Raw genomic sequence first — 23469 nt, forward strand, 5'->3', positions numbered from 1 at the left:
CCTAAATGTTGTTATTTAAAACAGCAGGTTAGCGGGATATTTCGAATAATTAATCACGAATAATCCACCCGCCCACTGGGTTATTCCGGGGGATATTTACCAAGCAATTGTCAAGTTATTCCTGTACGATGCCTGGCCGAGTTACTTTTCTACAGGTTAATGGCCGCCATGCGTGTAAAAGCATCCTCCAGCAAAGCAAAGCCAGCTCCAGCCGTTGAAACCAGCGAATCGATCAACGATCAGATCGCGGCATTCCTCAAGTCCGGCGGCGAAATCCAGCAAATTGCCAAGGGCGTCAGCGGCCAGACGTTCGGCCCGTCCAAGCAGATCAGCCTGGGCAAGAAGTAACACCCCCGCAGCACACCAGTCCAAAGGCGCTTTGAGCTTCGAAGCGTCTGGACCGGATCCCTCGCAAGACCTCTCTCGCGTTTAATCAAACCTGTAAAACAGCAGAAATCGACGAACGGCCCTCGATGCCGATCATTCGCCGGTATCCTTGCACGCGTCTGGATCAAGCGTTTCAGCAGGCTTTATCGCCCTGCGCTCGCTGCTCAAGGAGTGACGCATGCTCAAATCATCCTGTTTATTGCTTGTAGGCCTGCTGGCGAGCACGGCCGCGCACGCGCAGATTTTCCAGCGTGAACTCGGTGACTTCGACCTCAAGCTCGGCACCACGCCCAGCCGCAGCATGGCCCAGGGGCTGGTCAAACCTTCGGCAGTCGGCTCGTTCCACGGCGGTCTGGACCTGAGCCACGACAGCGGCCTGTATGTAGGCCAGTACGCACCGAGCATGGGCCTCACGCCGGGGAAGAATCTCGAAATCGACTCCTACGTCGGCTTTAAACAACCTTTCGATCAGACCCTCGGCTACGAAGTCGGGATGATCCATTACAGCTACCCCAAGGTCGACACCCTCGACAGCCAGGAACTGTTCGGTGGCCTGACCCTGCTCGGCAGCCGGATCGGCATCGCCCTGAGCAACGATCCGGACAAACAGAACAACACCCTGTTTGCCGACCTGGGCGGCAATCAGCCGTTCGGTATCGGGATCAGCATGAAATACACCACCCATCAACTCAACACGCCGGTCTCGGTGGACGGGGGTTATGTCAGCAGTTTTACCGATTGGTCGGTGAAACTTTCCCGGCCGTTCATGGGCATCGACCTCGACCTGATCTACAGCAATTCGAGCCTCAGCGGCAGCGATTGCTCGGCCTATTCCGGGCATAACAGTCAGTGCGACGGGCTGGTCACGCTCAAGGCCGAACGCCCGTTCTTTTGATGGGCTGAACTGCCGGGGCCATCCTGTGTTCACATGAGAATCAGACCCTCAAGGCTGGCTTTCGCAAGGACTCGCCCATGTCTAGCTGGTTCAAACGCATCGCAGTTCTAATGATCCTGACCCTCGCCCTCGGCGCCTGCAGCCGTGTTGGCCTGGCCTATCGCAATCTTGACGTGATCATTCCGTGGACGCTCAGCGACTACCTGGACATGAACGGCGAGCAGAAGGACTGGTTCAACGAGCGACTCAGGGAACACTTGAACTGGCATTGCACCACGCAATTGCCGGGTTATCTCGATTGGCTGGATCGCCTGCAAACCATGGTCGAGACCAATCAGGTCACCGACGCAGCGCTCCAGGCCCGCACCGCAGAAGCCAAGCAGGCGATCGCCGAAACCGCCCGGGAAATCACCCCGTCGGCGATTGAATTGCTGCAAGGGCTGGATGATCGGCAGGTCGCTGAAATGAACGACGCGTTTGCCAAGGATCTGCAAAAGCGCCAGCAGGAATACCTCAAGCCACCACTGGCGCAGCAGATTGCCGAACGAGGCGCGCGCATGGACAAGCGTCTCAACGATTGGCTCGGCCCGTTGAGCGCCAAACAGGAACAGCGGGTGATGGCCTGGTCAACCGCCCTGGGCGATCAGAACACCCAGTGGATCGCCAACCGTGCGCATTGGCAGAAGCAGTTCAGCGCGGCGGTGGCGCAACGCAAAAGTCCTGAATTCCCACAACGGATCGAGACGCTTCTGGTCAATCGCGAGCGTTTATGGACAGCGGATTACCAAAAGGCCTACGCCAATACCGAGGCGCAGGCCCGTTCGCTGTTCGTCGACCTGATGGCAGAGAGCACGCCGCAGCAAAGGCAGCGCCTGTTGAAAAAAATCGAAGGGGTGCGCAAGGACTTCAATGACTTGAAGTGCCTGAAGGCCGCACAAAAAAGCTGAGATCACTGAAAAACCCATGTGGGAGCGAGCAAAATCGCTCCCACGGTTTTTCGTGCAACGCCTCAGGCAATCTGCGCCTTGGAGGCCACCTCATCGAATGTCAGCTCATCCAGCGCATCTTCCTGCTCATCGAGCACCTGACGCGGATGATCGTTGCCGGGAATGCTGCTGTCGATCAGGCTCAACAGGCTGGAGCCACGCGGGGTCAGGCTGAAGTTGTTGCCGGTACTGCCTTCATCTTCGCCACGGGGCTCGATGTAGCCGCGCTCCAGCAGCAGCTTTTCGTAGTCGCAGGCGAGCGTTTTCAGGTGATCCAGATTCTCGATCGGCTCGCCCGCCGCCGCTTTTTCCGCCGCATAGTCTTCGGCAAAAGACCGTGGCGCAAAGCTGTGGCCCGCGCCGTTCTGCACTTCATGCAGCAGGCGCTCAATCAAATCCCAGTTATAAGTCGTCATCCTGATTCAACCTCCGGTGCGCGTGATTTTTTGGCGCGTTCACAGGTTGTGACCGGAGCGCTGCGTCACCGTTCAGGATTATTCGGCGCCCCGACCGACCGGCGGTCTGTCGAATTCCCGGGTGGTTGAACGACTAGTCTGCGACAGACGGTTTCAACCCCGCAGGAGAAATCATCATGAACGTTGAGAATCATCCGGTGGTGTCGCGCGAAGAATGGCTCGCCGCCCGCAAGCAGCATCTGGCCGATGAAAAGGCCTTCACCAAGGAACGCGACCGGCTCAGCGCCAAACGCCGCGCCCTGCCCTGGGTGAAGGTAGACAAGGATTACCGCTTCATGGGCCCGAACGGCGAATTGAAACTTGCCGACCTGTTCGGCAAACACAGCCAGCTCGTCGTTTACCACTTCATGTTCGCCAAGGGCTGGGAGGAAGGCTGCCCGGGCTGTTCATTCCTCAGCGACCACATCGACGGCGCCAACCAACACCTGGCCCATCACGACATTGCGCTGGTGGCGGTGTCCCACGCACCGTTCGCCGAATTCCAGGCCTTCAAGCGGCGGATGGGCTGGACATTCGACTGGGTGTCGTCGGACGGTTGCGATTTCAACTACGACTTTGGCGTGTGCGCCCGCGCTGAAGATGTCGAGGCAGGCAAGGCTACGTACAACTACGAAAAGACCGACAGCGTCGAGGAAGAAATGCCCGGGCTCAGCGTGTTTTATCGCGCCGACAACGGCGACATTTTCCACACTTACTCAACCTATGCCCGCGGCCTCGACCTGTTGGTCGGCGCCTACAACTACCTCGACCTCACGCCCAAGGGCCGCAATGAGGACGAGATCATGGAATGGGTGCGGCACCATGACCGGTATGAGGGAGAAACGAAATCCAGTTGCTGCCACGCGACCTGATCGCCACTTGATTGCGATGAAGCGAGACAGATTGTTCGACCTTTTGAATCTGTCTCTGCTTCAAATACGGTAAAGCGACGCCAGTCGCTAAGGATGCTTTGCGTCAGTCAGTCTGCAGATAAAGCGTCTCGTCATACCTGAAGTCGATTTCCAACTTGCCGCCCACAATGTCCATGGCAATCTCACAGGCGTTCCACGCGGGTAGTCCGGCCGTAAGGTTTTGCGCTCTGTGCAACTTTCTAAGGGCAACCAGGCTGTTCATGACAATGCGGTCAACCTCACCACTGCTCGGACTGAACCAGTCCCGCTCGCCTTTTCCGTCGACATAATCAAACAGCAACTGACAGTGATCGTCCTCGGGCGAAAGCTCCACATCAACGATCACTCTCATCGCTGACTCAGGCGCCTCATCGACCAACAGCTGTCCGAGCCTTTGGTAAATCTTATCTTCGGTCATCGCGTGTCCTTCCTGGGTTCACAACGGCAAAGGGGCGGATCACCCAGCACGTCCGCCTTGAATTCGTTACCCGAGAACATCACTCGACCCGCAAGTATTCGTAACCGCGAACCATGGGCTTACCCTCCTCCGGTTTGCGCAACCGGATCAGTTCCATCATGTTTTCCTGTGTGTATTCGACGAAGTACTCTTTGCCCGCCTCGACGGGCAGGTTCAGGAAGACATTGCCGGGGTTCGGGCGCTGCCCTGCGGAAACCTTGTGCAAACCAGGGCTGACATACACCCACGAATAGTTTTTGCTGCCGAGTGCCACGACCGCACTGTCATTGATGCTGAAAATGCTGTCGTAGAAACTGCCCTGAATCACCTGCGAACGCATCATGTAGACCAGCGCCTTGCCCTGCGGTGGCTGGGGCGGCTCGAAGTACGGTTGAGCAGTTTGATGGTGGCTGCACCCGCTCAGCATCAGCAGGAACAACAGGGCCGAGAGACGCTGGATAAACGGGCTCATTGTTTTTGCCCCAACAGCTGGTTGAACACCGGCGCCATTTTTTCCTCGACCGAGGCCAGTTTCGACAAATCGAAACCGCCCTCGTTTGTCAGGTTGTAATGGGCAAAACCGATTTGCTGCTCGCCCTTGTAAAGTCGAACGGTGGCATCGGACAAGTACATGGAGAGATCCCAGGAGCGGATGGCGGTGTAGTTCAAGCGATATTCACAGTTGGCAGGAACCGGAGCGGTATACACCTGGCTGTCGATGCCGTGGCGACGCAACACTGTTTGAACGCCAGCAACGAAGTCGCCCACGACCACTTTCGGATTTTCCTCGATGCACAGTGTCGAGATCTTGTATTGAGGAGCCACCGGCTCGACCTTGACGTTGGTGCAACCGGCCAGCGCCAGCAGCAGGCCCGCGGTGACAACTCTAGAAAGCATGTTCGATCCTTCAGTGCCAGTTGATATCAATATAGTGGCGCATCCTAGTGGAGCCCCCGAAAACGGTCAATTACAGGGCAAACCTTCAATACAGAAACTGAACTTTCGCTCGGCCAAAACCCTCAACCGGTTAACCCGCCTTAACCGGAACTGAGGCCTGCCCCCATGAAAACCCTGCTCAAGCTCACCCTCGCCGCCACGCTTGCCTGCGCCCTGCCCGTCTGGGCCTGTACGCCGGAAGAAGCCACCGCCAAACGCGAGCAACTGGCCAAGGAAGTCGCGAAGCTCACCGAGCAAAACCCGACCAAGGCCAAAGAGATCAACGCCGAGTTGCAGAAAATGGACTTGGGCACTGCCTCCGCCGATCTGCCGGACAAATGCCAGTTGATCGATCAGCGCTTGAAGGAACTGGGTTCGGCCGAGAAGAAAACCGAGGGATAGCACCCGCGCAGACAACGGCAGGCTTTGGTATCGATCCGGCTGGATCGATACCAAGGCCTGCTTTCTTTTGTCCTTAAATTTGCATTGGTGCATTTTGTTATTTGCACAAATGCATATTCACACCTAGGGTTACCCCGAGCCTGATCGGAACCGGCCATCGGAGATGGCAACCCTTTAGCACCGATCGCTCGGCAATAGCGTTATCCCGCAAACGCGGAACGTTTGTTTTCATTCATGGAGGATTGAAAAATGTTAACCACTGAGACAACGGCATTCACTGGCAACACCCTGCCCGAATGTCTGATCAGCCATCTGCTCGACCCGCAACTGGTCGAGGTCGAGGCAGCTGTTCAACAACGCGCCCTCGCGGCCGCCAGCCTGAACTTCATCATGCAGCAACAGACCCAGACCAACTGGTGCTGGGCCGCCGCTTCCGCCTCGGTCGGCAATTATTACGGCACCGGGTCCTGGACCCAATGCGCCGTTGCCAGTGCCGCGCTGGATCGCAATTGCTGCAATCAACCGGGGCCGTGCAACGTGTACGGCTATCTGGACGTAGCGCTGAAGATCACCCGCAGTTTCAACGGCATGAATTCGGGCTCGCTACAGATGTCGGCCATCCAGAACCAGATCAATATGGGCCGCCCGATAGGCCTGCGCTGTGCCTGGTACGGTGGCGGTGCGCACTTCCTGGCGATCTATGGCACCAACGGCAATTACGTGCTGGTCGCGGACTCGATCTACGGCTATTCGACCCGCGCGCTGAGTGCCTTCCCCGGCTCCTACAACGGCGGCGGTAACTGGACCCACACCTACTTCACGGCGAAAAACCAGGGGGCGGCATCATGAAACTGACTTATCCAAAAGCGCCTTCCAACGGCGTCCAGACCTTGCGTCCGGCCCTGCAGGCCGCGTTGCAGACCCAGGGTTTCGGCGTCAATCGCCAGTTCGCCAGCGCCGCGCCCACCGGGATCAGCCTCAGCGAGGCCTATCGCGGCTACTCGCTCAGTCTGGACGACTTGAGCCAGGGCAAAGGCCTGAAAAACGCCCGAGTCGGCGACTGGCATTACCTGGTGTTTTCTGGCGGGGTATCAATTGCCGATGCGCAATTGGCCGAAGTACGCGGTCACGTCGAGTTCGCCTCGCTGAACCACGGCAACCTGGCGGCCGCCACGGTCGGTGCGCTGAAACTGGCGGAACAATCACCGCAGCTGAAGGGCAAAACCGTTGAGCTGCGGATGCTGTTTGTGTCGTCGCTGCACTTCGTGGCGATCTGGCTGCATGCGGCGGACGAAGACGTGCTGATCCCGATCGAGCCAACGCCAAAAGAGCTGGCACTGACCGGGCTGTACAGCGAGGCTGCCCTGCTCGCACAGCTCAAACCGGCGGCCGATCAGGCCAAGCGGCGTTTTGACGCCGACACCACTGGCCTGCTGGGCAGTTGATAAACCCAGGCAATAAAAAACCCGGACCGTGTCCGGGTTTTTTATTGGTTGCCTGAAACGGTTTATTCCACCGCTGGCGCTGCCGGCTTGCGGCGTTTCAGCGGGGCCATGCCGTCGCTGCTCACCAGAGCGTCCGGTTTCGGACGGTTGGCGCTCTTGCGCTTGGTCGGGGTCTTGGCGGCGGTTTTCTTCTTGTCGCCCTTGGCGTCGGTCTTTTTCTTCTTCACACCGACGGCCTTGCCCGAGGCCTTGACCTTTTTCGGTCCGCCATAGGTGCCTTTGACTTCCTTGATGGTGCGGCGCTCGAAGCTCTGCTTCAGATAGCGCTCGATGCTCGACATCAGGTTCCAGTCGCCGTGGCAGATCAGCGAGATCGCCAGACCGTCGTTGCCGGCACGGCCGGTACGACCGATGCGGTGCACGTATTCGTCGCCGCTGCGTGGCATGTCGAAGTTGATCACCAGATCCAGGCCGTCAACGTCCAGACCACGGGCCGCCACGTCGGTAGCCACCAGGATTTTCACGCCGCCCTGCTTCAGACGGTCGATCGCCAGTTTGCGATCCTTCTGGTCTTTCTCGCCGTGTAGCACGAACGCCTTGTATTCCTGAGCGACGAGGCGACCGTAGATGCGGTCGGCCATGGCCCGAGTGTTGGTGAAGACGATGGCCTTCTGGTAGGTCTCGTTGGCCAGCAGCCAGTTCACAATCTGTTCTTTGTGCTGGTTGTGGTCGGCGGTGATGATCTGCTGACGGGTGGTGTCGTTCAGTTGGCTGACCGCGTTCAGCTGCAGGTGCTCGGGGTTGTTCAGCACCTTTGCGATCATCTCGCGCAGGCCGGAACCGCCGGTGGTGGCGGAGAACAGCATGGTCTGCTGACGGTTCGGGCATTCGTCGACCAGACGCTGCACGTCTTCGGCGAAACCCATGTCGAGCATGCGGTCGGCTTCGTCGAGCACCAACACTTCGACTTCTTTGAGGTCGAGGTTGCCGGCGTTCAGTTGCTCGATCATCCGGCCCGGGGTGCCGATCAGGATGTCCGGCACCTTGCGCAGCATGGCGGCCTGGACCTTGAAGTCTTCACCGCCGGTGATCAGGCCGGACTTGATGAAAGTGAACTGCGAAAAGCGCTCGACTTCCTTAAGGGTCTGCTGGGCCAGCTCGCGGGTCGGCAGCAGGATCAGGGTCTTGATGCTGACGCGAACCTTGGCCGGGCCGATCAGGCGGTTGAGGATCGGCAGGACAAAAGCGGCGGTCTTGCCGCTACCGGTTTGCGCCGTCACCCGCAGGTCACGCCCCTGAAGCGCCAGCGGAATGGCCGCGGCTTGCACAGGCGTTGGCTCGACAAATTTCAGCTCGGCCACGGCTTTGAGCAGGCGTTCGTGCAGGGCGAATTGGGAAAACACGGGTGCTACCTCGAAGATATGCAAAAAATCAGCTGCATAGGTTACCGGTTTCGAGCGCTCAGGCCGAGTTTCTTTGTGAAATCCGCCGTAATCAGTGGCTTTTTTGTTGCTCGATTTGTCTCCAACGGTAATACACAGCGTCTTAAATGCTCTAATCGCCCGTCGCGTCTCACAGAAGAATCGTTTCGCTCATGGATTTCAAACAGCTCTGGCTCAACGCCCAAGACCTCTGGGGTGCCCTCGATCAGCACCCGCTCCTGCACGCCGGCCTGGCGCTACTCCTGTTGTTGGTGATCGCGCTGGTGCTCGGACGAGTGGCGCGCTACCTGATCCTGCATGCCAGCCGCATGCTCGGTCGCCAGCCTGCGTTGCACTGGATCAACGACTTTCGCCATAACAAGGTGTTTCAGCGTCTGGCGCAGATGACGCCGTCGCTGGTGATCCAGTTCGGCCTGCACCTGGTGCCGGAACTGAGCAAGACCGCCATGGTGTTCCTCGGCAACGTGGCCCTGGCGTTCACCATTCTGTTCCTGCTGCTGTCGGTCAGCGCCCTGCTCAACGCACTGCTGGACATCTACGCCCGCACCGAACACGCTCGCACCCGCTCGATCAAGGGTTATGTGCAACTGGCGAAAATGGTCCTGTACGTGTTCGGCGCGATCATCATCGTCGCCACCCTGATCGACCGTTCGCCGCTGTTGCTGCTGTCGGGTCTGGGTGCGATGTCGGCGGTGATCCTGTTGGTCTACAAGGACACCCTGCTGTCGTTCGTGGCCAGTGTGCAACTGACCAGCAACGACATGCTGCGGGTCGGCGACTGGATCGAAATGCCGCAGGTCGGCGCCGATGGCGACGTGGTCGACATCACCCTGCACACGGTCAAGGTGCAGAACTTCGACAAGACCATCGTCTCGATCCCGACCTGGCGCCTGATGTCCGAATCGTTCAGAAACTGGCGCGGCATGCAGCAGTCCGGCGGGCGGCGGATCAAGCGCAGCCTGTTCATCGACGCCAGCGGTGTGCGCTTCATCCGCGACGATGAAGAGGAGAAACTCTCCCAGGTGCACCTGCTGACCGCCTACATGGGCCGCAAGAAAGCCGAGCTCAAGGCCTGGAACGAGGCGCAGGGCAATGTCGCGGCGATGTCGGCCAACCGTCGGCGCATGACCAACATCGGTACGTTCCGCGCCTATGCCTTGGCTTACTTGAAGAGCCACCCGGAGATCCAGCCGAACATGACCTGCATGGTCCGCCAGATGCAGACCACCGCCCAGGGCATTCCGCTGGAAATCTACTGCTTCACCACCACCACGGTTTGGGCCGATTACGAGCGGATCCAGGGGGATATTTTCGATTACCTGCTGGCGGTGCTGCCGGAGTTTGGCTTGAGCCTGTATCAGCAGCCGAGTGGTGGGGATTTGCGTTCCGGGATATTGCCGGCAGTCCTTGGCGCGAGCCATATTCCGGAAGCCGAAAAACATCTGATGTAGAGCTTTCTTGAGCTCAACAAAAAAGACGCAACCCAGGTTGCGTCTTTTTTTGTCCCGCCGATTTATCAGGCCTGCCGCTGCGGTGCCTTGTGCACCATGGTGTAGGCGTAATCGACGCCCATGCCGTACGCACCGCTGTGTTCCAGCACCAGGTCCATTACCGCCTGATAAGTGTCTTTGTGCGCCCAATCACGCTGGTACTCGAGCAGCACCTGTTGCCAGGTCACCGGCACCGCACCGGCCTGAATCATCCGCTGTACCGACATGTCGTGGGCTTCTTTGGTGGTGCCGCCGGACGCGTCGGTGACGATGTACACCTCGTAACCTTCGGCCAGGGCTTCCAGGGCCGGGAAGGTCAGGCAGACTTCGGTCCACAGCGCGGCGATGATCAGTTTCTTGCGGCCGGTGGCCTTGACCGCGTCAACCAGCGCCTTGTCTTCCCAGGAGTTCATCGAGGTGCGTTCGATCGGCTTCTGCTCAGGGTGTACCGCCAGCAGTTCCGGCCAGATGTAGCCGCTGAAGCTTTCGGTTTCGACCGAGGTGTAAATGGTCGGTACGTTGAAGATCTTGGCAGCCTTGGCCAGGCCGACGGTGTTGTTCTTCAGGGTCTGACGGTCGATCGACTGCACGCCGAAAGCCATTTGCGGCTGGTGGTCGATCAGGATCAGGGCGGAGTTGGTTGGGTTCAGCAGTTCACGGATAGACATGGCGCGTTCCTTTTGATGTCGATTCAGAGTTTCGATTGGGTAATGGGTGAGTCGAGTGGCTTGCCGTCTTCGGCGTTGTTGTCTCGGCTTGGATGTCACTTTAGGGGCTAGCCGATAAAGGGACAATTCCATAAAATCGAGAATCATTGATTCTAAAATAGGGACAATCATGGATCGCATCGAATGCATGCGCGCCTTCGTGGTGACGGTCGGCGAGAACGGCTTCGCAGCCGCCGCCCGGGCCATGGACGTGCCCCGCTCGAAAGTCAGCAAACAGATTCAGGCGCTGGAAGAAGCCATCGGCGTGCAACTGCTGCAACGCACCACCCGCAGCCTGCACCTGACCGAAGCCGGCGCCGAGTATTTCGAAGCGGCGCGGGAAGTGATTGCGGCACTGGACGAGGCCGAACAGCGAGCGCGGGACGGGGTGGGCGAATTGCGCGGGGTGTTGCGGGTCAACGCACCGATGTCGTTCGGCCTGCGACGGCTGGGCAAGCTGATTCCGCTGTTCCACGAGCAGCACCCGAACATCGAGCTGCAACTGGTGCTCAGCGACCAGCAGGTCGATCCCGTGCGCGGCGGGTTCGACGTGACCATCCGCATCGCCAGCCTGCCCGACTCGACCATGATCGCCCGGCAACTGGCGCCTGCCCCACGAATCATGGTCGCCTCCCCCGCTTACCTCGAACGCGCGGGCACGCCGCAGACCCCGCAGGATCTGCGCTCACATCAATGCTTGAACTACGGCTATCTGCAGAGTGGCGTCAGCCTGCAATTGTGTAATGGCAAGGAGACCCAGCGCGTGAACGTGACCGGGCCGTTGCACGCCAACAACGGCGACCTGCTGGCGCAAGCGGCCGAGGCCGGCATGGGCATTGCGCTGCTGCCGGACTTCATCGTCGAAGAAGCATTGGCAGCCGGACGACTGGTGCCGGTGCTGTGCGAATGGCAAGCCCCGGCGATCACTATCAACGCGGTGTATTCGTCAGCCCGGCGAGTGCCGCAGAAGACCCGGGCGTTTATCGCGTTTCTGGTGGGGCAACTGGCGCCGGAGTAGTGCCGGCTTCCTGGGCAAACTCCAGTGGATTCCTGAACATCACATACACAGGTTCCAGGCCCGAATCGGCAGGGAACACCACGACATAGTCATCGTAAGCAAGCGTTGCCGGAGCGGTGAATGTTTCCAGTAATGGCACCGGCGATGATCGAACCGTGCCCAGTCGATAATCAGCAATGGAGGTGGGTGGCCGGAAAACCTCCAGCGTGTCCGGATGGCACCAGCTCACAGTGATGGGTGTGGCTCCATCGGCGGTGAAACGGTAGGTTTGAGAAGACTCATTCCAGATCGCGGAGCGAACTCTTACGCCAGACGCCGTAATTGCAACACTGCTCGGTGCCAGTTCCACCTGAAACAAGGTTTTGATTTCTCTGACGCCCTGCGACAGGGTGCCGACCGGCACGGCATAAGTACCGCTAGTCATTCTGAACGGAACATTGACCCTTCCAAGGGTTGCCGCCAGAGACAACCAGTCCGTTCCTTCAATCGGCAGAAATTCCGCCAGAGGAACGCAAACTCCATAACGGCCAACTTCCGCTCGGCTGCGAAAGTCGAACCGTAGCACTGCCGCATACTGAACTTGATCGGTCCGGGCGTTTGAAGTGATCTGCCAGGTGAACTCTGCCACCGCCGAGCGAATGGCTTTTTGCAGATCGACACGAGGTCCTTCCAATGTTCGTGAAAGTGCGCCATCGACCAGGATTGCCGGGCGTGCATTGACGAAAGCCAGCGGGGCAAACAGCTGCCCTCCGACCTGCGCGGGCCCGAGTTGCTGCTGATCGCGTAGACCAACAAGTTGAGTCTGCGCCGTAGACAACAGCGCTTCGGCCTCAGTTTGAAGCTGTCTGAGACGCGCATTAAGTTGATTCAACTTCGCCCCATAGCCGTCATAAACAGCACTGATCTGCTGCGCAATACCTTGCCACTGTCCTTTTTCCGCCCGAGCGTACGTGACTTCGCGCTGTGCATTGTCTCTTTTGAGTTGCACGCGCAGCTTCCAGAATTGATAGCGTTGCAGGGCAAGGCGGGACTCAAATTCGCTTCCCTCCAGCGCACGTATATCCAGTTCTCGTTGAGCAATGAGCACTTGCGTACTCAGTTGCTGGCGCAAATGGCTGATGCGCAGTTGCAGATCCGCGAGTGCCGCCTGGGCGGCGCGCTCGGAAACGGCCAGATCGGCAATGATTTTTTGCACCTCAGCCTGAGTCTGGGCAATGCGTTGTCGGATTATCTGCGCTTGGTCCAGCGGCGCCCGTGGCCCTTGCGCAGGCGCAACCGCCGCAGAAGCGGCCTGCCCTTTGAACGCAACCCGGCCCTGTTTGCGGTGCCAGTCTTTGACGTAGTAAACGACCGAGCCACTGGAGTTCGGATTGGGATCATCCTCGGGGTGATAGAACAACAGATCGGCCCCTTTGGGATGACCTGAAATCCGGTCGAAATGATTGATCAATCGGTCGTGATCCGCTTTGGGCATATCGACGGCCCAGATCCGCTCGACCAGTGCCAGGAACTCCGGCTCGGTGTAATCGCCGAGGGTTGGTTTGAGTTTCATGGTTTTTAACTTCCTTGTAGGTCCGCATGACACCGGAGGGCATTCAAGCGAATGCCCTCCGTCCTTGGTCACTTGCTTCAAAGTTACTCAGGTTTGAAGCCAGGTTTGTTATTGAGCGCGCGCCACTCTTTCACTTCTTTCAGAATGCCTTCGGGGCTGTCTTCACGTCCTTCCTTGGGGTAGAAGATGACGTCCGAGCGGTCGGGGTGTTCGGTGACAAGCTCGAAATGTGTTACGCGTCTCATCATGTAGCGATCAAACTCGTCACCAGACAGTTCCTCTCCGCCCTCAAAAAGCTCTGTAAGAAACGCTCGGAATTCGGACTCTGTGTAGTCTTCGATACGTGCAGTATTTTTCATTGCATATCCCTTTCCTTATGAAAAATCATTCTGGCTTAAATCCCCGCTTATCGCTGAGCACGATCCATTCTTTCACGACACGCAGAACACCTTCAGGCGAACTTTCCTGCCCCTCTTTCGGGTAAAAAATCACATCCGAGCGATCAGGATGCTGCGTCACCCGCTCGAAGTGTTCTACTCCCTTGATTATAAAAGCGTCGTAATCGTCAGCAGACATATCATCTCTTTCTTCATAAAGAGCGCGCAGAAACTCTAAAAACTCCACCTCGGTGTAGTCTTCAAGATTGTCTTTAAAAATCACAACATATCTCCGGAAAACACCATTCAGACACTTAGTTTTGCTACTTTTCCACCATGGTAAAAACCAACGTTTTGACTTGCATGTCAGCGGTGTATTGAAACACCACCTTTTTACCTGGATAGGTATTTTGATCGAGTAGATAGGATTCCCAACCTCCAGTTTGACCCATTGGCTTGGGCATCTTTATCGGCCCCCGGGTCTCCATAGCCGCTCCGAAAATTGCATGAACATCGGTTTGTGTCATAACCGACTTGAAGGGCGTTGGAAGATCACCTTCGTAAATGACAGTCATAGGCATCGTTTTGACCAAGGTGATAAATACGCTCTCCAGCTTCTTGGACTCGGCGAGAAATGTCAGCTCCACCCCGTTTTCAATCTCAAGATCTTGCAAGTCACACCCCGGATATAGCTCCACCAGAGGCTGTTCATCAAGCAACCCCTGTGTGACTAGAGCGCCAAAAGGAAGCCCTACACCTGCAATAAGCTCACTAATCTTCAAAGAATTCATCAATACCACCCCTGCTCTTTGTGAAGACCATGTAGTTTTTTACGTCCAGCTTCAACTTCCGCCTCAGCAAACCCTGCTTCCAACAATCCAGTTTTTATCGCATCAAAATTCTGATCGACTGAACTCTCGATATTGATCGCATCTTGTCCTTGTTTTGAAGAGGTATTACGCCCCCCGTAGGTTTCACTAAATTTTCGATGCACATTAAACGGTATGGCAATGCTAGGAGCCCGTTGAAGAAAATTTCGACGCTCACGCGGAGACATATGGGGAAAATTATTCCGCAGGTACAACTCCAATGCCTTCTGCGAAGGAATATGGTCAATATCCAACCCATCCCCCCTGCTTCGCCCACTGAGTTCGTTGTACGGCCCGACCTCCAGCGGCTCAACCGGTGGACCGGCAAACACCAGATCCGGTGAAGGCAGCTCCATATCCCCCGGGAACCCCGGAATACTCGCACCCGCCTGCCCTTCATCGACAGCCGGAAACGTCTCGTTTGCCGGTAGGATCGGGATGAACGGGTTGCCGGGATAAGCCGTGGGTGTCGACGGGGAAATCGGTGTGGTGGTCGGCCCGAGGTGTTCGCTGCCCGGCGGCACCAACGGGGTCCAGGTTCCAATGCCCACTGTAGGAACCGGCCATGGCTGAACGGCGGGTAGAACACCACGTCGTCCGTGGGCACTTTGCGGCGCGACGATGCTGACCCGGTCAAGATTGAACGGGTTTTCGCCGACTGATGCATCGTCCTGAAAACGCAGTTCGAACTCGCGGCGTTCTCCCACCCATGTGCTCTTCGGCGCATAGGGGGCGAAACCTTGCTCGACGCGTTTTTTGTTGACCTTGTCGAATTGGCTGGTCAACGCGGATTGCTCACCGAGTGTTTGCCACAACACTTGGTCAAACGCGCCGAACGACTGAATCTCCCGCCCACGCAACTGGTCGCCGATCTGACTGGGAATGGCTGCACCGGTGCTGCGGCTGGCGGTGTTCCACCAGTCAGCCGTCGCGGGTTGACCGTTACCGGTGACAACGCCCGCGCCCAAGGGTGGCAAGTTGAAGGACAGGTACATCGGCGCCGAACCCGGCACGCAGATAATGCAGTCCTGAATGCGCAGGTCGACGCCCTTCGGCAAGTCCTGAACAACCGGTGGCAGCAGCGCTATCCGGCCCTGACTCGGAACCTCTTTGGTGATGCTCGCATCGGGCGTGAACTGCAGGTGTCGGGGTGGTGAACCGGGGACTTCTGCGGTGTAGTTGCCCGTCAGCGGATCAGGCACCGCATTGATGACCGGCACACTGGGGCTGATCTCGTTACCGGTGGTGACGGCAATGACGGCGGTGCCTTGCGCAACGGCCTCAGGCTTGAGCCGATAAGGCATGTCCACCGACCCGCCGGAATCGGCTATCGAGCGCAGCGTCTGCTCATCAGAAAGCCCCAGCACCTCGGCAGGCACGGCGACAGACTGAAACAATCGTCGTCGCTGCTCCGGCGTCAGTTCTCCATCACCCAGCGTTGGCGAATACACCAACCCGCCGATCAATACCGTGGACGGATGGGGAACCAGCATGGCGAGGGGAAGGTGTTTGACCGCTTGCCGTACACCTGCCTCGATGAGTGCACCCGCTTGCTGGGCGACGAGTGCTCCGGAACGCGTCAACACCATCGCGCCGTGCGTCATCGACGACATCGGAACGGTCAGCGTATTGGCCTGCCGGGTTCGACTGACCCGCGCATCTTCATCGGCCTGTTGCTTGAATCGAACCCGTGCCTCGCGTTGCGCAGCGTATTGGCGCTGAGCCTCCCAAACCGCTTCCCTTGCACGCCAGACCACGGTCTGCTCGGCGTGATGCCTGCCTAGAGCTGCGGACTTTTCCCGCAGGGCATGGATCTGCGAGGTAAGTAATCGCGCCTCATGGGCGGCGGTGTAAGCGCTTTCCCAGATCCGGTGGCCGTCGTCGAGCGCCTGGCCGAACTGGCCGAGTCGTGTCAGGTAATCGTTGGAAGTTCGAATCAGCGGATCCTGACCATCGAAGGCGCGGGCGGTCGCGTTCTTTGCATCGAGGTCTACGGATTTGCGGGCAATCAGCCCGTCGATTTCATTTTTTTCCTTGGTAATCAGGTAGAGCTGCCAGCGCTCGCTGTAGCGGCTGTCAGGGGCCCTGCGCGCCGCCAAAATCTCCTGATCCAGAAGCGGCGCAAGTTGCCTGGTTCTTTCGGCAAAGCGACGATCGACCTCGGCCCTGATGGCGTCATGTCGCTGCGCCAATCCCGCCAGGAACTGCATCAGCGCTTGATAACGCGCCTGTTCCTGAACCTGCGTGGCGGCGGCCTGTGCCTGTGCCGCTTCGGCTTGTGCCTTGGCTGTTGCCTCAGCCTGCTCTGCCTGCTTTTTTTGAGCTGCCTCGGCTTTGGCCTTGGCCCGAGCCTTTTGCCTTCTCTTGCTGACCTTGCCGAAGCCGCCCGATACCCCGCCACCGCCACCAAAACCACCACCCGAGCCGCCACCCGAAGCGGGCGGCCCGGTTCGGATGACGACGCTTCCCGACGTTCCATCGTTGAAATTGTTCTGTGCCATACAGTCACTCCTTGTCTGTAGGGCACAGCGTGTCGATCAAGCGGTAGTCAGGTGCGGTACATAGTTATCGCGGTGGAAATAAGGGGTGGAATGACAATTCAGCCAATGGCCTGCGGCTTGCGAATCCCCAACCGGCTGATCCACACCGCGGCCAGAATCACGCTGCCACCGAGGAACAATCGACCCAACTCTTCATGCTGATTCCAGATCAGCAGGTTCAGCAGCAGGCCCACCGGCACGTGCAGGTTGTTCATCACCGCCAGGGTGCCGCCGTTGACCAGGCACGCGCCTTTGTTCCACCAGTACAAACCGAGTGCGGTGGAGACCAGACCAAGGAACACCAGCACGCCCCATTGCAGCGGTGCTTCGGGCAGGAAATTGGATTTGCCGAACAGCAGGAACGCCGGCAGCGCCACCGCCAGTGCGCCGAGGTAGAAGAAACCAAAGCGCCGGTAGTGCGGCAGATCGCTCGGGTGTTTCGCCACCAGATGCTTGTACAGCACTTGCCCGGCGGCGTAGGTGAAGTTGGCCAGTTGCAGCAGCAAAAAGCCCATGAAGAAATCCGGGTTGATCCGGTCGTAGCGGATCACGGCCGCGCCTGCGACCGCCACCAGTGCGGCGATCAGCGCCCACGGATTGAAGCGTCGGTTGAGTGCGTCTTCGATCAGCGTCACGTGCAATGGCGTGAGGATGGTGAACAGCAGCACTTCCGGCACCGTCAGCACGCGGAAACTCAAGTACAGGCAGACGTAGGTCACGCCGAACTGCAACGCGCCGATCAGCAGCATGCCGCGCATGAACGCCGGTTCCACCGAGCGCCAGCGCGTCAGCGGAATGAACACCAGCCCGGCCAGTACCACACGCACCAGCACCGCGAAGTAGCTGTCGACATGACCGGCCAGGTATTCGCCGATCAGACTGAAGGAAAACGCCTGGATCAGCGTGACAAAAAGTAGATAGCCCATGCTCGCCTCGATTTCGAATGGCGGCGACGATAGCGGTTTTTGCCAGCCATCGCTAAATCCCGGGCAAAAAAAAGCCCGATCTCGCTAAAGCGTTCAATCGGGCTACAGCACTCAGGAGCAACAAGTGCAAAGGGAGGTTCGATGCGCGTAGAGCCTTGAAGGGGTTGCGCCAGGTCACTAGAACAATCGGCGATTATCTGGCGATTAACATATCAGGCGACCTGGGACAGTTTGGCGTTGGCCTGGTTGAGGCCTTTCTCCTGGAAGTCGCCGCCCAGATTCATGCCTTCAGCGTGGATGAAGGTCACGTCGTTAATGCCGATGAAGCCCATCACCTGACGCAGGTACGGTTCCTGATGATCCGCCGGGCCGCCGGCGTAGATCCCGCCGCGAGCGGTCAGCACATAGGCACGCTTGCCGCTGAGCAGGCCTTGCGGGCCGGTTTCGGTGTATTTGAAGGTCACGCCGGCACGCAAGACGTGGTCGAGCCAGGCTTTCAGGGTGCTCGGGATGGCGAAGTTGTACATCGGCGCCGCCATCACCAGCACGTCGGCGGCCAGCAATTCATCGGTCAATTCGTTGGAACGGTCCAGCGAGGCCTGCTCGCTGTCGTTGCGCTGCTCGGCGGATTTCATCCAGCCGCCCAGCAGGTTGATGTCCAGGTGCGGTACCGGGTTCACGGCGAGGTCACGTACGGTGATCTGATCGGCCGGATGCGCCGCTTTCCACTGACTGATGAAGGTCTGGGTCAGTTGACGGGAAACCGAGTCTTGCTGGCGGGCGCTGCTTTCGATGATCAGAACGCGGGACATGTTGTGTAGCCTCCATCCGAGAATGTTGTAAGTCGATGGAGTGAAGGTTAAACAGTGCCGTATCGATGAAAAAGCGCAAATAATTGCTGCAAAGCATCGAAAAATTCGTTTAGATGCAAGCCTTAGCCTGTGGAAGCCCGCTCCCACAGGCCCATGACGCTATTTCGGGGTGCAACTCAGCTTGATGCGCAGCTTGATGATGGTCCGGGTGAACTTGGCCGTGGCGTTTTTATGCTTGCCCGCCGCCACCTCGATATTGCGCGTGCGCGGCGCTTCCGGGCCGTTGGTGAATACCACCTTGCAGGTCGCGTCGACGTCGCCGTAGTTGTTGACCTGGATGGAGCCGATGTCGTTATCGGTGTCGAACGCGTTGTAGTCGATCTTCAGGCCGTTGAGGTCCTTTTCCACATCGATCGGGTACGCGAACGCAGTCAGCGGAAGCAGCGCCAGCAACACACAACAGAATTTTTTCATTCGGCAGTCTCCATGAGGGACCGCCAGCTTAGGACAAGAGGAGCTATTGATGAAAGCGCCCCGCGTGACCCTTGATCAATGGCGAACGTTGCAGGCCGTGGTCGACCACGGCGGATTCGCCCAGGCCGCCGAGGCCCTGCACCGTTCGCAATCGTCGGTGAGCTACACCGTCGCCCGCATGCAGGATCAACTCGGTGTGCCACTGTTGCGCATCGACGGTCGCAAGGCTGTGCTGACCGAAGCCGGCGGCGTGTTGCTGCGCCGCTCGCGACAACTGGTGAAACAGGCCAGCCAACTGGAAGACCTCGCCCATCATATGGAGCAGGGCTGGGAAGCCGAAGTACGGCTGGTGGTCGACGCCGCCTACCCGAGCGCCCGTATCGTGCGCGCATTGACCGCTTTCATGCCGCAGAGCCGTGGCTGCCGGGTGCGTCTGCGTGAGGAAGTGTTGTCGGGCGTCGAAGAAGTGCTGCTCGAAGGCGTGGCCGACCTGGCCATCACCGGGCTGAGCATTCCCGGTTACCTCGGCGCGGAATTGAGCGATGTCGAATTTGTCGCCGTCGCCCATCCTGATCATGCGCTGCATCGGCTCAACCGCGAGCTGAGCTTTCAAGACCTGGAAACCCAGATGCAAGTGGTCATCCGCGACTCCGGCCGCCAGCAACCTCGGGACGTCGGCTGGCTCGGCGCCGAGCAGCGCTGGACCGTCGGCAGTCTCGCCACGGCTGCGACGTTCGTCAGCAGTGGCCTGGGATTCGCCTGGCTGCCACGCCACATGATCGAGCGGGAACTGAAAGACGGCTCGCTCAAGCTGCTACCGTTGGACAGAGGCGGCAACCGCAACTCCAGCTTCTATCTGTATTCGAACAAGGACAAACCCTTGGGCCCAGCCACGCAAATCCTCATCGAACTGCTGCGCACCTTCGACACCCTGCCGCTGGACGCACCGTTCGCCGCCCCCGAACAAGCCTGACACGGAGTTCACCGATGGCGTATTTCGAGCATGAAGGTTGCAACCTGCACTACGAGGAATATGGCCACGGCGATCCGTTGCTGCTGGTTCACGGTCTGGGCTCCAGCACTCTGGACTGGGAAATGCAGATTCCTGCCCTAGCCGCGCATTACCGGGTGATCGTCCCGGACGTGCGCGGTCACGGCCGCTCCGACAAGCCCCGCGAGCGCTACAGCATCGCCGGCTTCAGCGCTGACATCGTCGCCCTGATCGAGCATTTGAAACTCGGCCCGGTGCACTACGCCGGGCTGTCCATGGGCGGCATGATCGGCTTTCAGCTCGCCGTCGATCAGCCGCGGATGCTCAAGAGCCTGACCATCGTCAACAGCGCGCCCGAGGTCAAGGTGCGTACCCGCGACGATTACTGGCAGTGGTTCAAGCGCTGGAGCCTGATGCGTGTGCTCAGCCTCGCCACCATCGGCAAGGCCCTTGGCGCCAAGCTGTTCCCCAAACCGGAGCAGGCCGATTTGCGCCAGAAGATGGCAGAGCGCTGGGCAAAAAACGACAAACGTGCTTATCTCGCCAGCTTCGATGCGATTGTTGGCTGGGGGGTCCAGGAACGACTTTCCCGGGTCACCTGTCCAACCCTCGTCGTCAGCGCCGACCGGGACTACACCCCCGTTTCGCTGAAAGAAACCTATGTCAGACTGCTGCCCGATGCGCGGCTGGTGGTAATCGCCGATTCGCGCCACGCCACCCCGCTCGACCAGCCCGAACGCTTCAATCAAACGCTGCTGGAGTTCCTCGCCACAGCCGATAATCACCCTCAGGATCACTGACCCATGCTGAAAAAACTCGCCCTCGCCGCCGGCACCCTGCTGTTCGCTGCCAACCTGATGGCTGCCACGCCGGCAAAAGCACCGCACGTGCTGCTGGACACCACCAACGGCCAGATCGAAATCGAGCTGGACCCGGTCAAGGCGCCGATCAGTACCAAGAATTTCCTCGAGTACGTCGACAGCGGCTTTTACAACAACACGATTTTTCACCGCGTGATCCCGGGCTTCATGGCCCAGGGTGGCGGCTTCACCCAGCAGATGCAGCAAAAAGACACCAAGGCCCCGATCAAGAACGAAGCCAGCAACGGCCTGCATAACGTTCGTGGCACCCTGTCGATGGCGCGTACCTCCAATCCGGATTCGGCCACCAGCCAGTTCTTCATCAACGTGGCCGACAACGCCTTCCTCGATCCGGGCCGTGACGCCGGTTACGCGGTGTTCGCCAAAGTGGTCAAGGGCATGGACGTGGTCGACATCATCGTCAACTCCCAGACCACCACCAAACAGGGCATGCAAAACGTGCCGGTCGACCCTGTGATCATCAAGTCGGCCAAGCGCATCGACTAAGCTTTACAGGGCATATCGAGCGGCGCCGATTACCCATCGCGCCGCTCACACTGATAAAAGGAGAGCCCGTGCTCCGGGCGGTTATCTGATGCTCTATCGCCGTTTCGAACAACTGATCGACATATTCCGCGACGCCCCGACGGCGTCTCCGCCGGACCGCGTTCTGCCCTTCTATACCTATTACCTGAAGCAGGTCTGGCCGAGCTTCGTCGCCCTGCTGATCGTCGGCCTGTTCGGTGCACTGATCGAAGTGGCACTGTTCAGCTACCTGAGCCGCATCATCGACCTCGCCCAGGGCACGCCGAACGTCGACTTCTTCAAGGTGCACGGCGTCGAACTGGCGTGGATGGCGGTGGTAGCGTTACTGCTGCGCCCGCTGTTCCTGGCGCTGCACGACATGCTGGTGCACCAGACCCTGAGCCCGAGCATGACCAGCCTGATCCGCTGGCAGAACCACAGTTACGTGCTCAAGCAGAGCCTGAATTTCTTCCAGAACGACTTCGCCGGGCGCATTGCCCAGCGCATCATGCAGACCGGCAACTCGCTGCGCGATTCCGCCGTGCAAGCGGTGGATGCGTTGTGGCACGTGCTGATCTACGCGATCAGTTCGCTGGTGCTGTTCGCCGAGGCCGACTGGCGCCTGATGATCCCGCTGCTGACGTGGATCGCGGCCTACGTCGGCGCACTCTATTACTTCGTGCCACGGGTCAAGGACCGCTCGGTGGAAGCCTCCGATGCGCGCTCGAAGCTGATGGGCCGGATCGTCGACGGCTACACCAACATCGCCACCCTGAAGCTGTTCGCCCACACCAACTTCGAACAGCATTACGCCCGAGAGGCGATCCAGGAGCAGACCGAAAAAGCCCAGCTGGCCGGCCGCGTGGTCACCAGCATGGACGTGGCCATCACCACCATGAATGGCCTGCTGATCGTCGGCACCACGGCGCTGGCCCTGTGGCTGTGGACGCAATCGCTGATCAGTGTCGGCGCGATCGCCCTGGCCACCGGCCTTGTCATCCGCATCGTCAACATGTCCGGCTGGATCATGTGGGTGGTCACCGGTATCTTCGAAAACATCGGCATGGTCCAGGATGGTCTGCAGACCATCTCGCAACCGGTCAGCGTCACCGACCGGGAGCAGGCCAAACCGCTGGCCGTGGCCCGTGGTGAAGTGCGTTTCGAGCACGTGGATTTTCACTACGGCAAGAAGAAAGGCATCATCGGCGACCTCAACCTGACCATCAAACCCGGCGAGAAAATCGGTCTGATCGGCCCGTCCGGCGCCGGCAAATCGACTTTGGTCAACCTGCTGCTGCGCCTGTACGACGTCGAGGGCGGGCGGATCCTGATCGACGGCCAGAACATCGCCGAAGTCGGCCAGGAAAGCCTGCGCGCGCGGATCGGCATGATCACTCAGGACACCTCGCTGCTGCACCGCTCGATCCGCGACAACTTGCTGTACGGCAAGCCCGACGCCACTGACGCCGAACTCTGGGAAGCGGTGCGCAAGGCCCGTGCCGATGAGTTCATTCCGCTGCTGTCGGACGCCGAGGGGCGCACAGGATTCGATGCGCATGTCGGCGAACGCGGGGTGAAGCTGTCCGGTGGTCAGCGTCAGCGGATCGCGATCGCGCGGGTGCTGCTCAAGGACGCGCCAATCCTGATCATGGACGAAGCGACCTCGGCGCTGGACTCGGAAGTCGAAGCGGCGATCCAGGAAAGCCTGGAAACCCTGATGCAGGGCAAGACCGTGATCGCCATCGCCCACCGCCTTTCGACCATTGCCCGCATGGACCGGCTGGTGGTGCTGGAAAACGGCAAGATCGCCGAAAGCGGCAACCATGCCGAACTGCTGGCCCATGGCGGGTTGTATGCGCGGTTGTGGGCGCACCAGACCGGAGGGTTTGTCGGCATCGATTGAACCGCGCTTCTGATCGTTCCCACGCTCCGCGTGGGAACGATCAACGTGAGATAAAACCGCCAGAGCCCTTTAACTATGGGCTCTGGCGGTTTTTTATCGCCTGCTGGAA

Annotated in this window: 27 protein-coding genes; 13 read left to right on the forward strand and 14 right to left on the reverse strand. The window is 59.0% G+C overall.

Annotated features, from left to right (window positions below; translation table 11 throughout):
* Positions 1–159 precede the first annotated feature (159 nt).
* The 3 genes from AC07Y2_RS13740 (at position 160) to AC07Y2_RS13750 (ending at position 2229) form a co-directional block, all read left to right on the forward strand.
* Positions 160–348, forward strand: a complete 189-nt coding sequence (locus AC07Y2_RS13740) for a PFL_1563 family small protein (protein WP_170844885.1) — start codon at positions 160–162, stop codon at positions 346–348.
* 217 nt (positions 349–565) lie between these two features.
* A complete protein-coding gene (locus tag AC07Y2_RS13745; RefSeq protein WP_039772546.1) occupies positions 566–1282 on the forward strand; it encodes a TorF family putative porin in 717 nt (238 codons plus the stop codon).
* A 77-nt stretch (positions 1283–1359) separates the two neighbouring features.
* Positions 1360–2229: a DUF6279 family lipoprotein gene (locus AC07Y2_RS13750; protein WP_103385754.1), complete on the forward strand. Its 870-nt coding sequence runs from the start codon at positions 1360–1362 to the stop codon at positions 2227–2229.
* A 62-nt stretch (positions 2230–2291) separates the two neighbouring features.
* Here AC07Y2_RS13750 and AC07Y2_RS13755 read toward each other — a convergent pair whose 3' ends face one another.
* Entirely contained in the window at positions 2292–2684 is a 393-nt protein-coding gene (locus AC07Y2_RS13755) for a hypothetical protein (protein WP_039772548.1), read from the reverse strand.
* 176 nt (positions 2685–2860) lie between these two features.
* On the opposite strand from AC07Y2_RS13755, the gene AC07Y2_RS13760 reads away from it, so the two are divergent.
* The gene (locus AC07Y2_RS13760; RefSeq protein ID WP_103385755.1) at positions 2861–3595 is read left to right on the forward strand and encodes a DUF899 domain-containing protein; all 735 of its coding nucleotides are present in this window, start codon (positions 2861–2863) and stop codon (positions 3593–3595) included.
* 103 nt (positions 3596–3698) lie between these two features.
* Here AC07Y2_RS13760 and AC07Y2_RS13765 read toward each other — a convergent pair whose 3' ends face one another.
* The 3 genes from AC07Y2_RS13765 to AC07Y2_RS13775 form a co-directional block, all read right to left on the reverse strand.
* The gene (locus AC07Y2_RS13765; protein ID WP_103385756.1) at positions 3699–4052 is read right to left on the reverse strand and encodes a hypothetical protein; all 354 of its coding nucleotides are present in this window, start codon (positions 4050–4052) and stop codon (positions 3699–3701) included.
* Positions 4053–4131: 79 nt separating this feature from the next.
* Positions 4132–4563, reverse strand: coding sequence for a DUF2846 domain-containing protein (locus AC07Y2_RS13770; RefSeq protein ID WP_219736955.1), 432 nt, complete (start codon positions 4561–4563; stop codon positions 4132–4134).
* Entirely contained in the window at positions 4560–4988 is a 429-nt protein-coding gene (locus AC07Y2_RS13775; RefSeq protein ID WP_074691131.1) for an Sbal_3080 family lipoprotein, read from the reverse strand. Before AC07Y2_RS13775 ends, AC07Y2_RS13770 begins: the two co-directional genes overlap by 4 nt.
* 165 nt (positions 4989–5153) lie before the next feature.
* On the opposite strand from AC07Y2_RS13775, the gene AC07Y2_RS13780 reads away from it, so the two are divergent.
* From AC07Y2_RS13780 to AC07Y2_RS13790, 3 genes are all read left to right on the forward strand, one after another.
* On the forward strand, positions 5154–5429 hold the full coding sequence (locus tag AC07Y2_RS13780) for a hypothetical protein (RefSeq protein ID WP_007956561.1): 276 nt from the start codon (positions 5154–5156) through the stop codon (positions 5427–5429).
* 249 nt (positions 5430–5678) lie between these two features.
* Positions 5679–6278 (forward strand): papain-like cysteine protease family protein, encoded by a 600-nt coding sequence (locus tag AC07Y2_RS13785; protein ID WP_074691129.1) that lies wholly within the window; start codon positions 5679–5681, stop codon positions 6276–6278.
* The gene (locus AC07Y2_RS13790) at positions 6275–6874 is read left to right on the forward strand and encodes a hypothetical protein (protein ID WP_039772551.1); all 600 of its coding nucleotides are present in this window, start codon (positions 6275–6277) and stop codon (positions 6872–6874) included. The genes AC07Y2_RS13785 and AC07Y2_RS13790 overlap by 4 nt, the downstream gene beginning before the upstream one ends.
* Positions 6875–6936: 62 nt before the next feature.
* On the opposite strand, the gene AC07Y2_RS13795 is transcribed toward AC07Y2_RS13790, so the two are convergent.
* Positions 6937–8277 carry a DEAD/DEAH box helicase gene (locus AC07Y2_RS13795; protein WP_074691127.1) on the reverse strand — a complete coding sequence of 447 codons (1341 nt, stop codon included), beginning with the start codon at positions 8275–8277 and terminating at the stop codon, positions 6937–6939.
* 191 nt (positions 8278–8468) lie between these two features.
* On the opposite strand from AC07Y2_RS13795, the gene AC07Y2_RS13800 reads away from it, so the two are divergent.
* Positions 8469–9767 carry a mechanosensitive ion channel family protein gene (locus tag AC07Y2_RS13800; RefSeq protein ID WP_064594211.1) on the forward strand — a complete coding sequence of 433 codons (1299 nt, stop codon included), beginning with the start codon at positions 8469–8471 and terminating at the stop codon, positions 9765–9767.
* Between the two features lie 65 nt (positions 9768–9832).
* On the opposite strand, the gene AC07Y2_RS13805 is transcribed toward AC07Y2_RS13800, so the two are convergent.
* Entirely contained in the window at positions 9833–10474 is a 642-nt protein-coding gene (locus tag AC07Y2_RS13805) for a hydrolase (RefSeq protein ID WP_007956548.1), read from the reverse strand.
* A gap of 169 nt (positions 10475–10643) precedes the next feature.
* Here AC07Y2_RS13805 and AC07Y2_RS13810 point away from each other — a divergent pair, with 169 nt between their 5' ends.
* Positions 10644–11531 (forward strand): LysR family transcriptional regulator, encoded by an 888-nt coding sequence (locus tag AC07Y2_RS13810; protein ID WP_103385757.1) that lies wholly within the window; start codon positions 10644–10646, stop codon positions 11529–11531.
* On the opposite strand, the gene AC07Y2_RS13815 is transcribed toward AC07Y2_RS13810, so the two are convergent.
* From AC07Y2_RS13815 to AC07Y2_RS13850, 8 genes are all read right to left on the reverse strand, one after another.
* The gene (locus tag AC07Y2_RS13815) at positions 11494–13083 is read right to left on the reverse strand and encodes an S-type pyocin domain-containing protein (RefSeq protein WP_103385758.1); all 1590 of its coding nucleotides are present in this window, start codon (positions 13081–13083) and stop codon (positions 11494–11496) included. The two genes, AC07Y2_RS13810 and AC07Y2_RS13815, sit on opposite strands and share 38 nt — an antisense overlap.
* Before the next feature lie 83 nt (positions 13084–13166).
* Entirely contained in the window at positions 13167–13442 is a 276-nt protein-coding gene (locus tag AC07Y2_RS13820) for a bacteriocin immunity protein (protein WP_103385759.1), read from the reverse strand.
* Between the two features lie 25 nt (positions 13443–13467).
* Positions 13468–13743, reverse strand: coding sequence for a bacteriocin immunity protein (locus AC07Y2_RS13825; protein WP_103385760.1), 276 nt, complete (start codon positions 13741–13743; stop codon positions 13468–13470).
* 40 nt (positions 13744–13783) lie between these two features.
* The gene (locus tag AC07Y2_RS13830) at positions 13784–14251 is read right to left on the reverse strand and encodes a DUF6392 family protein (protein WP_103385761.1); all 468 of its coding nucleotides are present in this window, start codon (positions 14249–14251) and stop codon (positions 13784–13786) included.
* Complete coding sequence (locus AC07Y2_RS13835; protein ID WP_103385762.1) at positions 14251–16830, reverse strand: pyocin-S2/colicin E7-DNase domain-containing protein; 2580 nt, start codon at positions 16828–16830, stop codon at positions 14251–14253. Before AC07Y2_RS13835 ends, AC07Y2_RS13830 begins: the two co-directional genes overlap by 1 nt.
* Positions 16831–16928: 98 nt before the next feature.
* Complete coding sequence (locus AC07Y2_RS13840) at positions 16929–17795, reverse strand: carboxylate/amino acid/amine transporter (protein ID WP_103385763.1); 867 nt, start codon at positions 17793–17795, stop codon at positions 16929–16931.
* A gap of 212 nt (positions 17796–18007) precedes the next feature.
* The gene (locus tag AC07Y2_RS13845; protein ID WP_011332962.1) at positions 18008–18607 is read right to left on the reverse strand and encodes an FMN-dependent NADH-azoreductase; all 600 of its coding nucleotides are present in this window, start codon (positions 18605–18607) and stop codon (positions 18008–18010) included.
* A gap of 159 nt (positions 18608–18766) precedes the next feature.
* Entirely contained in the window at positions 18767–19081 is a 315-nt protein-coding gene (locus AC07Y2_RS13850) for a hypothetical protein (protein WP_011332961.1), read from the reverse strand.
* A 49-nt stretch (positions 19082–19130) separates the two neighbouring features.
* Here AC07Y2_RS13850 and AC07Y2_RS13855 point away from each other — a divergent pair, with 49 nt between their 5' ends.
* The 4 genes from AC07Y2_RS13855 (at position 19131) to AC07Y2_RS13870 (ending at position 23360) form a co-directional block, all read left to right on the forward strand.
* Positions 19131–20054 (forward strand): PA3225 family LysR-type transcriptional regulator, encoded by a 924-nt coding sequence (locus tag AC07Y2_RS13855; protein WP_011332960.1) that lies wholly within the window; start codon positions 19131–19133, stop codon positions 20052–20054.
* 14 nt (positions 20055–20068) lie between these two features.
* The gene (locus AC07Y2_RS13860) at positions 20069–20872 is read left to right on the forward strand and encodes an alpha/beta fold hydrolase (RefSeq protein ID WP_074691123.1); all 804 of its coding nucleotides are present in this window, start codon (positions 20069–20071) and stop codon (positions 20870–20872) included.
* Positions 20873–20875: 3 nt separating this feature from the next.
* Entirely contained in the window at positions 20876–21439 is a 564-nt protein-coding gene (locus tag AC07Y2_RS13865; protein WP_039772590.1) for a peptidylprolyl isomerase, read from the forward strand.
* An 88-nt stretch (positions 21440–21527) separates the two neighbouring features.
* Complete coding sequence (locus AC07Y2_RS13870) at positions 21528–23360, forward strand: ABC transporter ATP-binding protein (protein ID WP_039772592.1); 1833 nt, start codon at positions 21528–21530, stop codon at positions 23358–23360.
* Positions 23361–23469 lie beyond the last annotated feature (109 nt).

This window comes from Pseudomonas sp. GW456-12-1-14-TSB6, assembly GCF_059424205.1.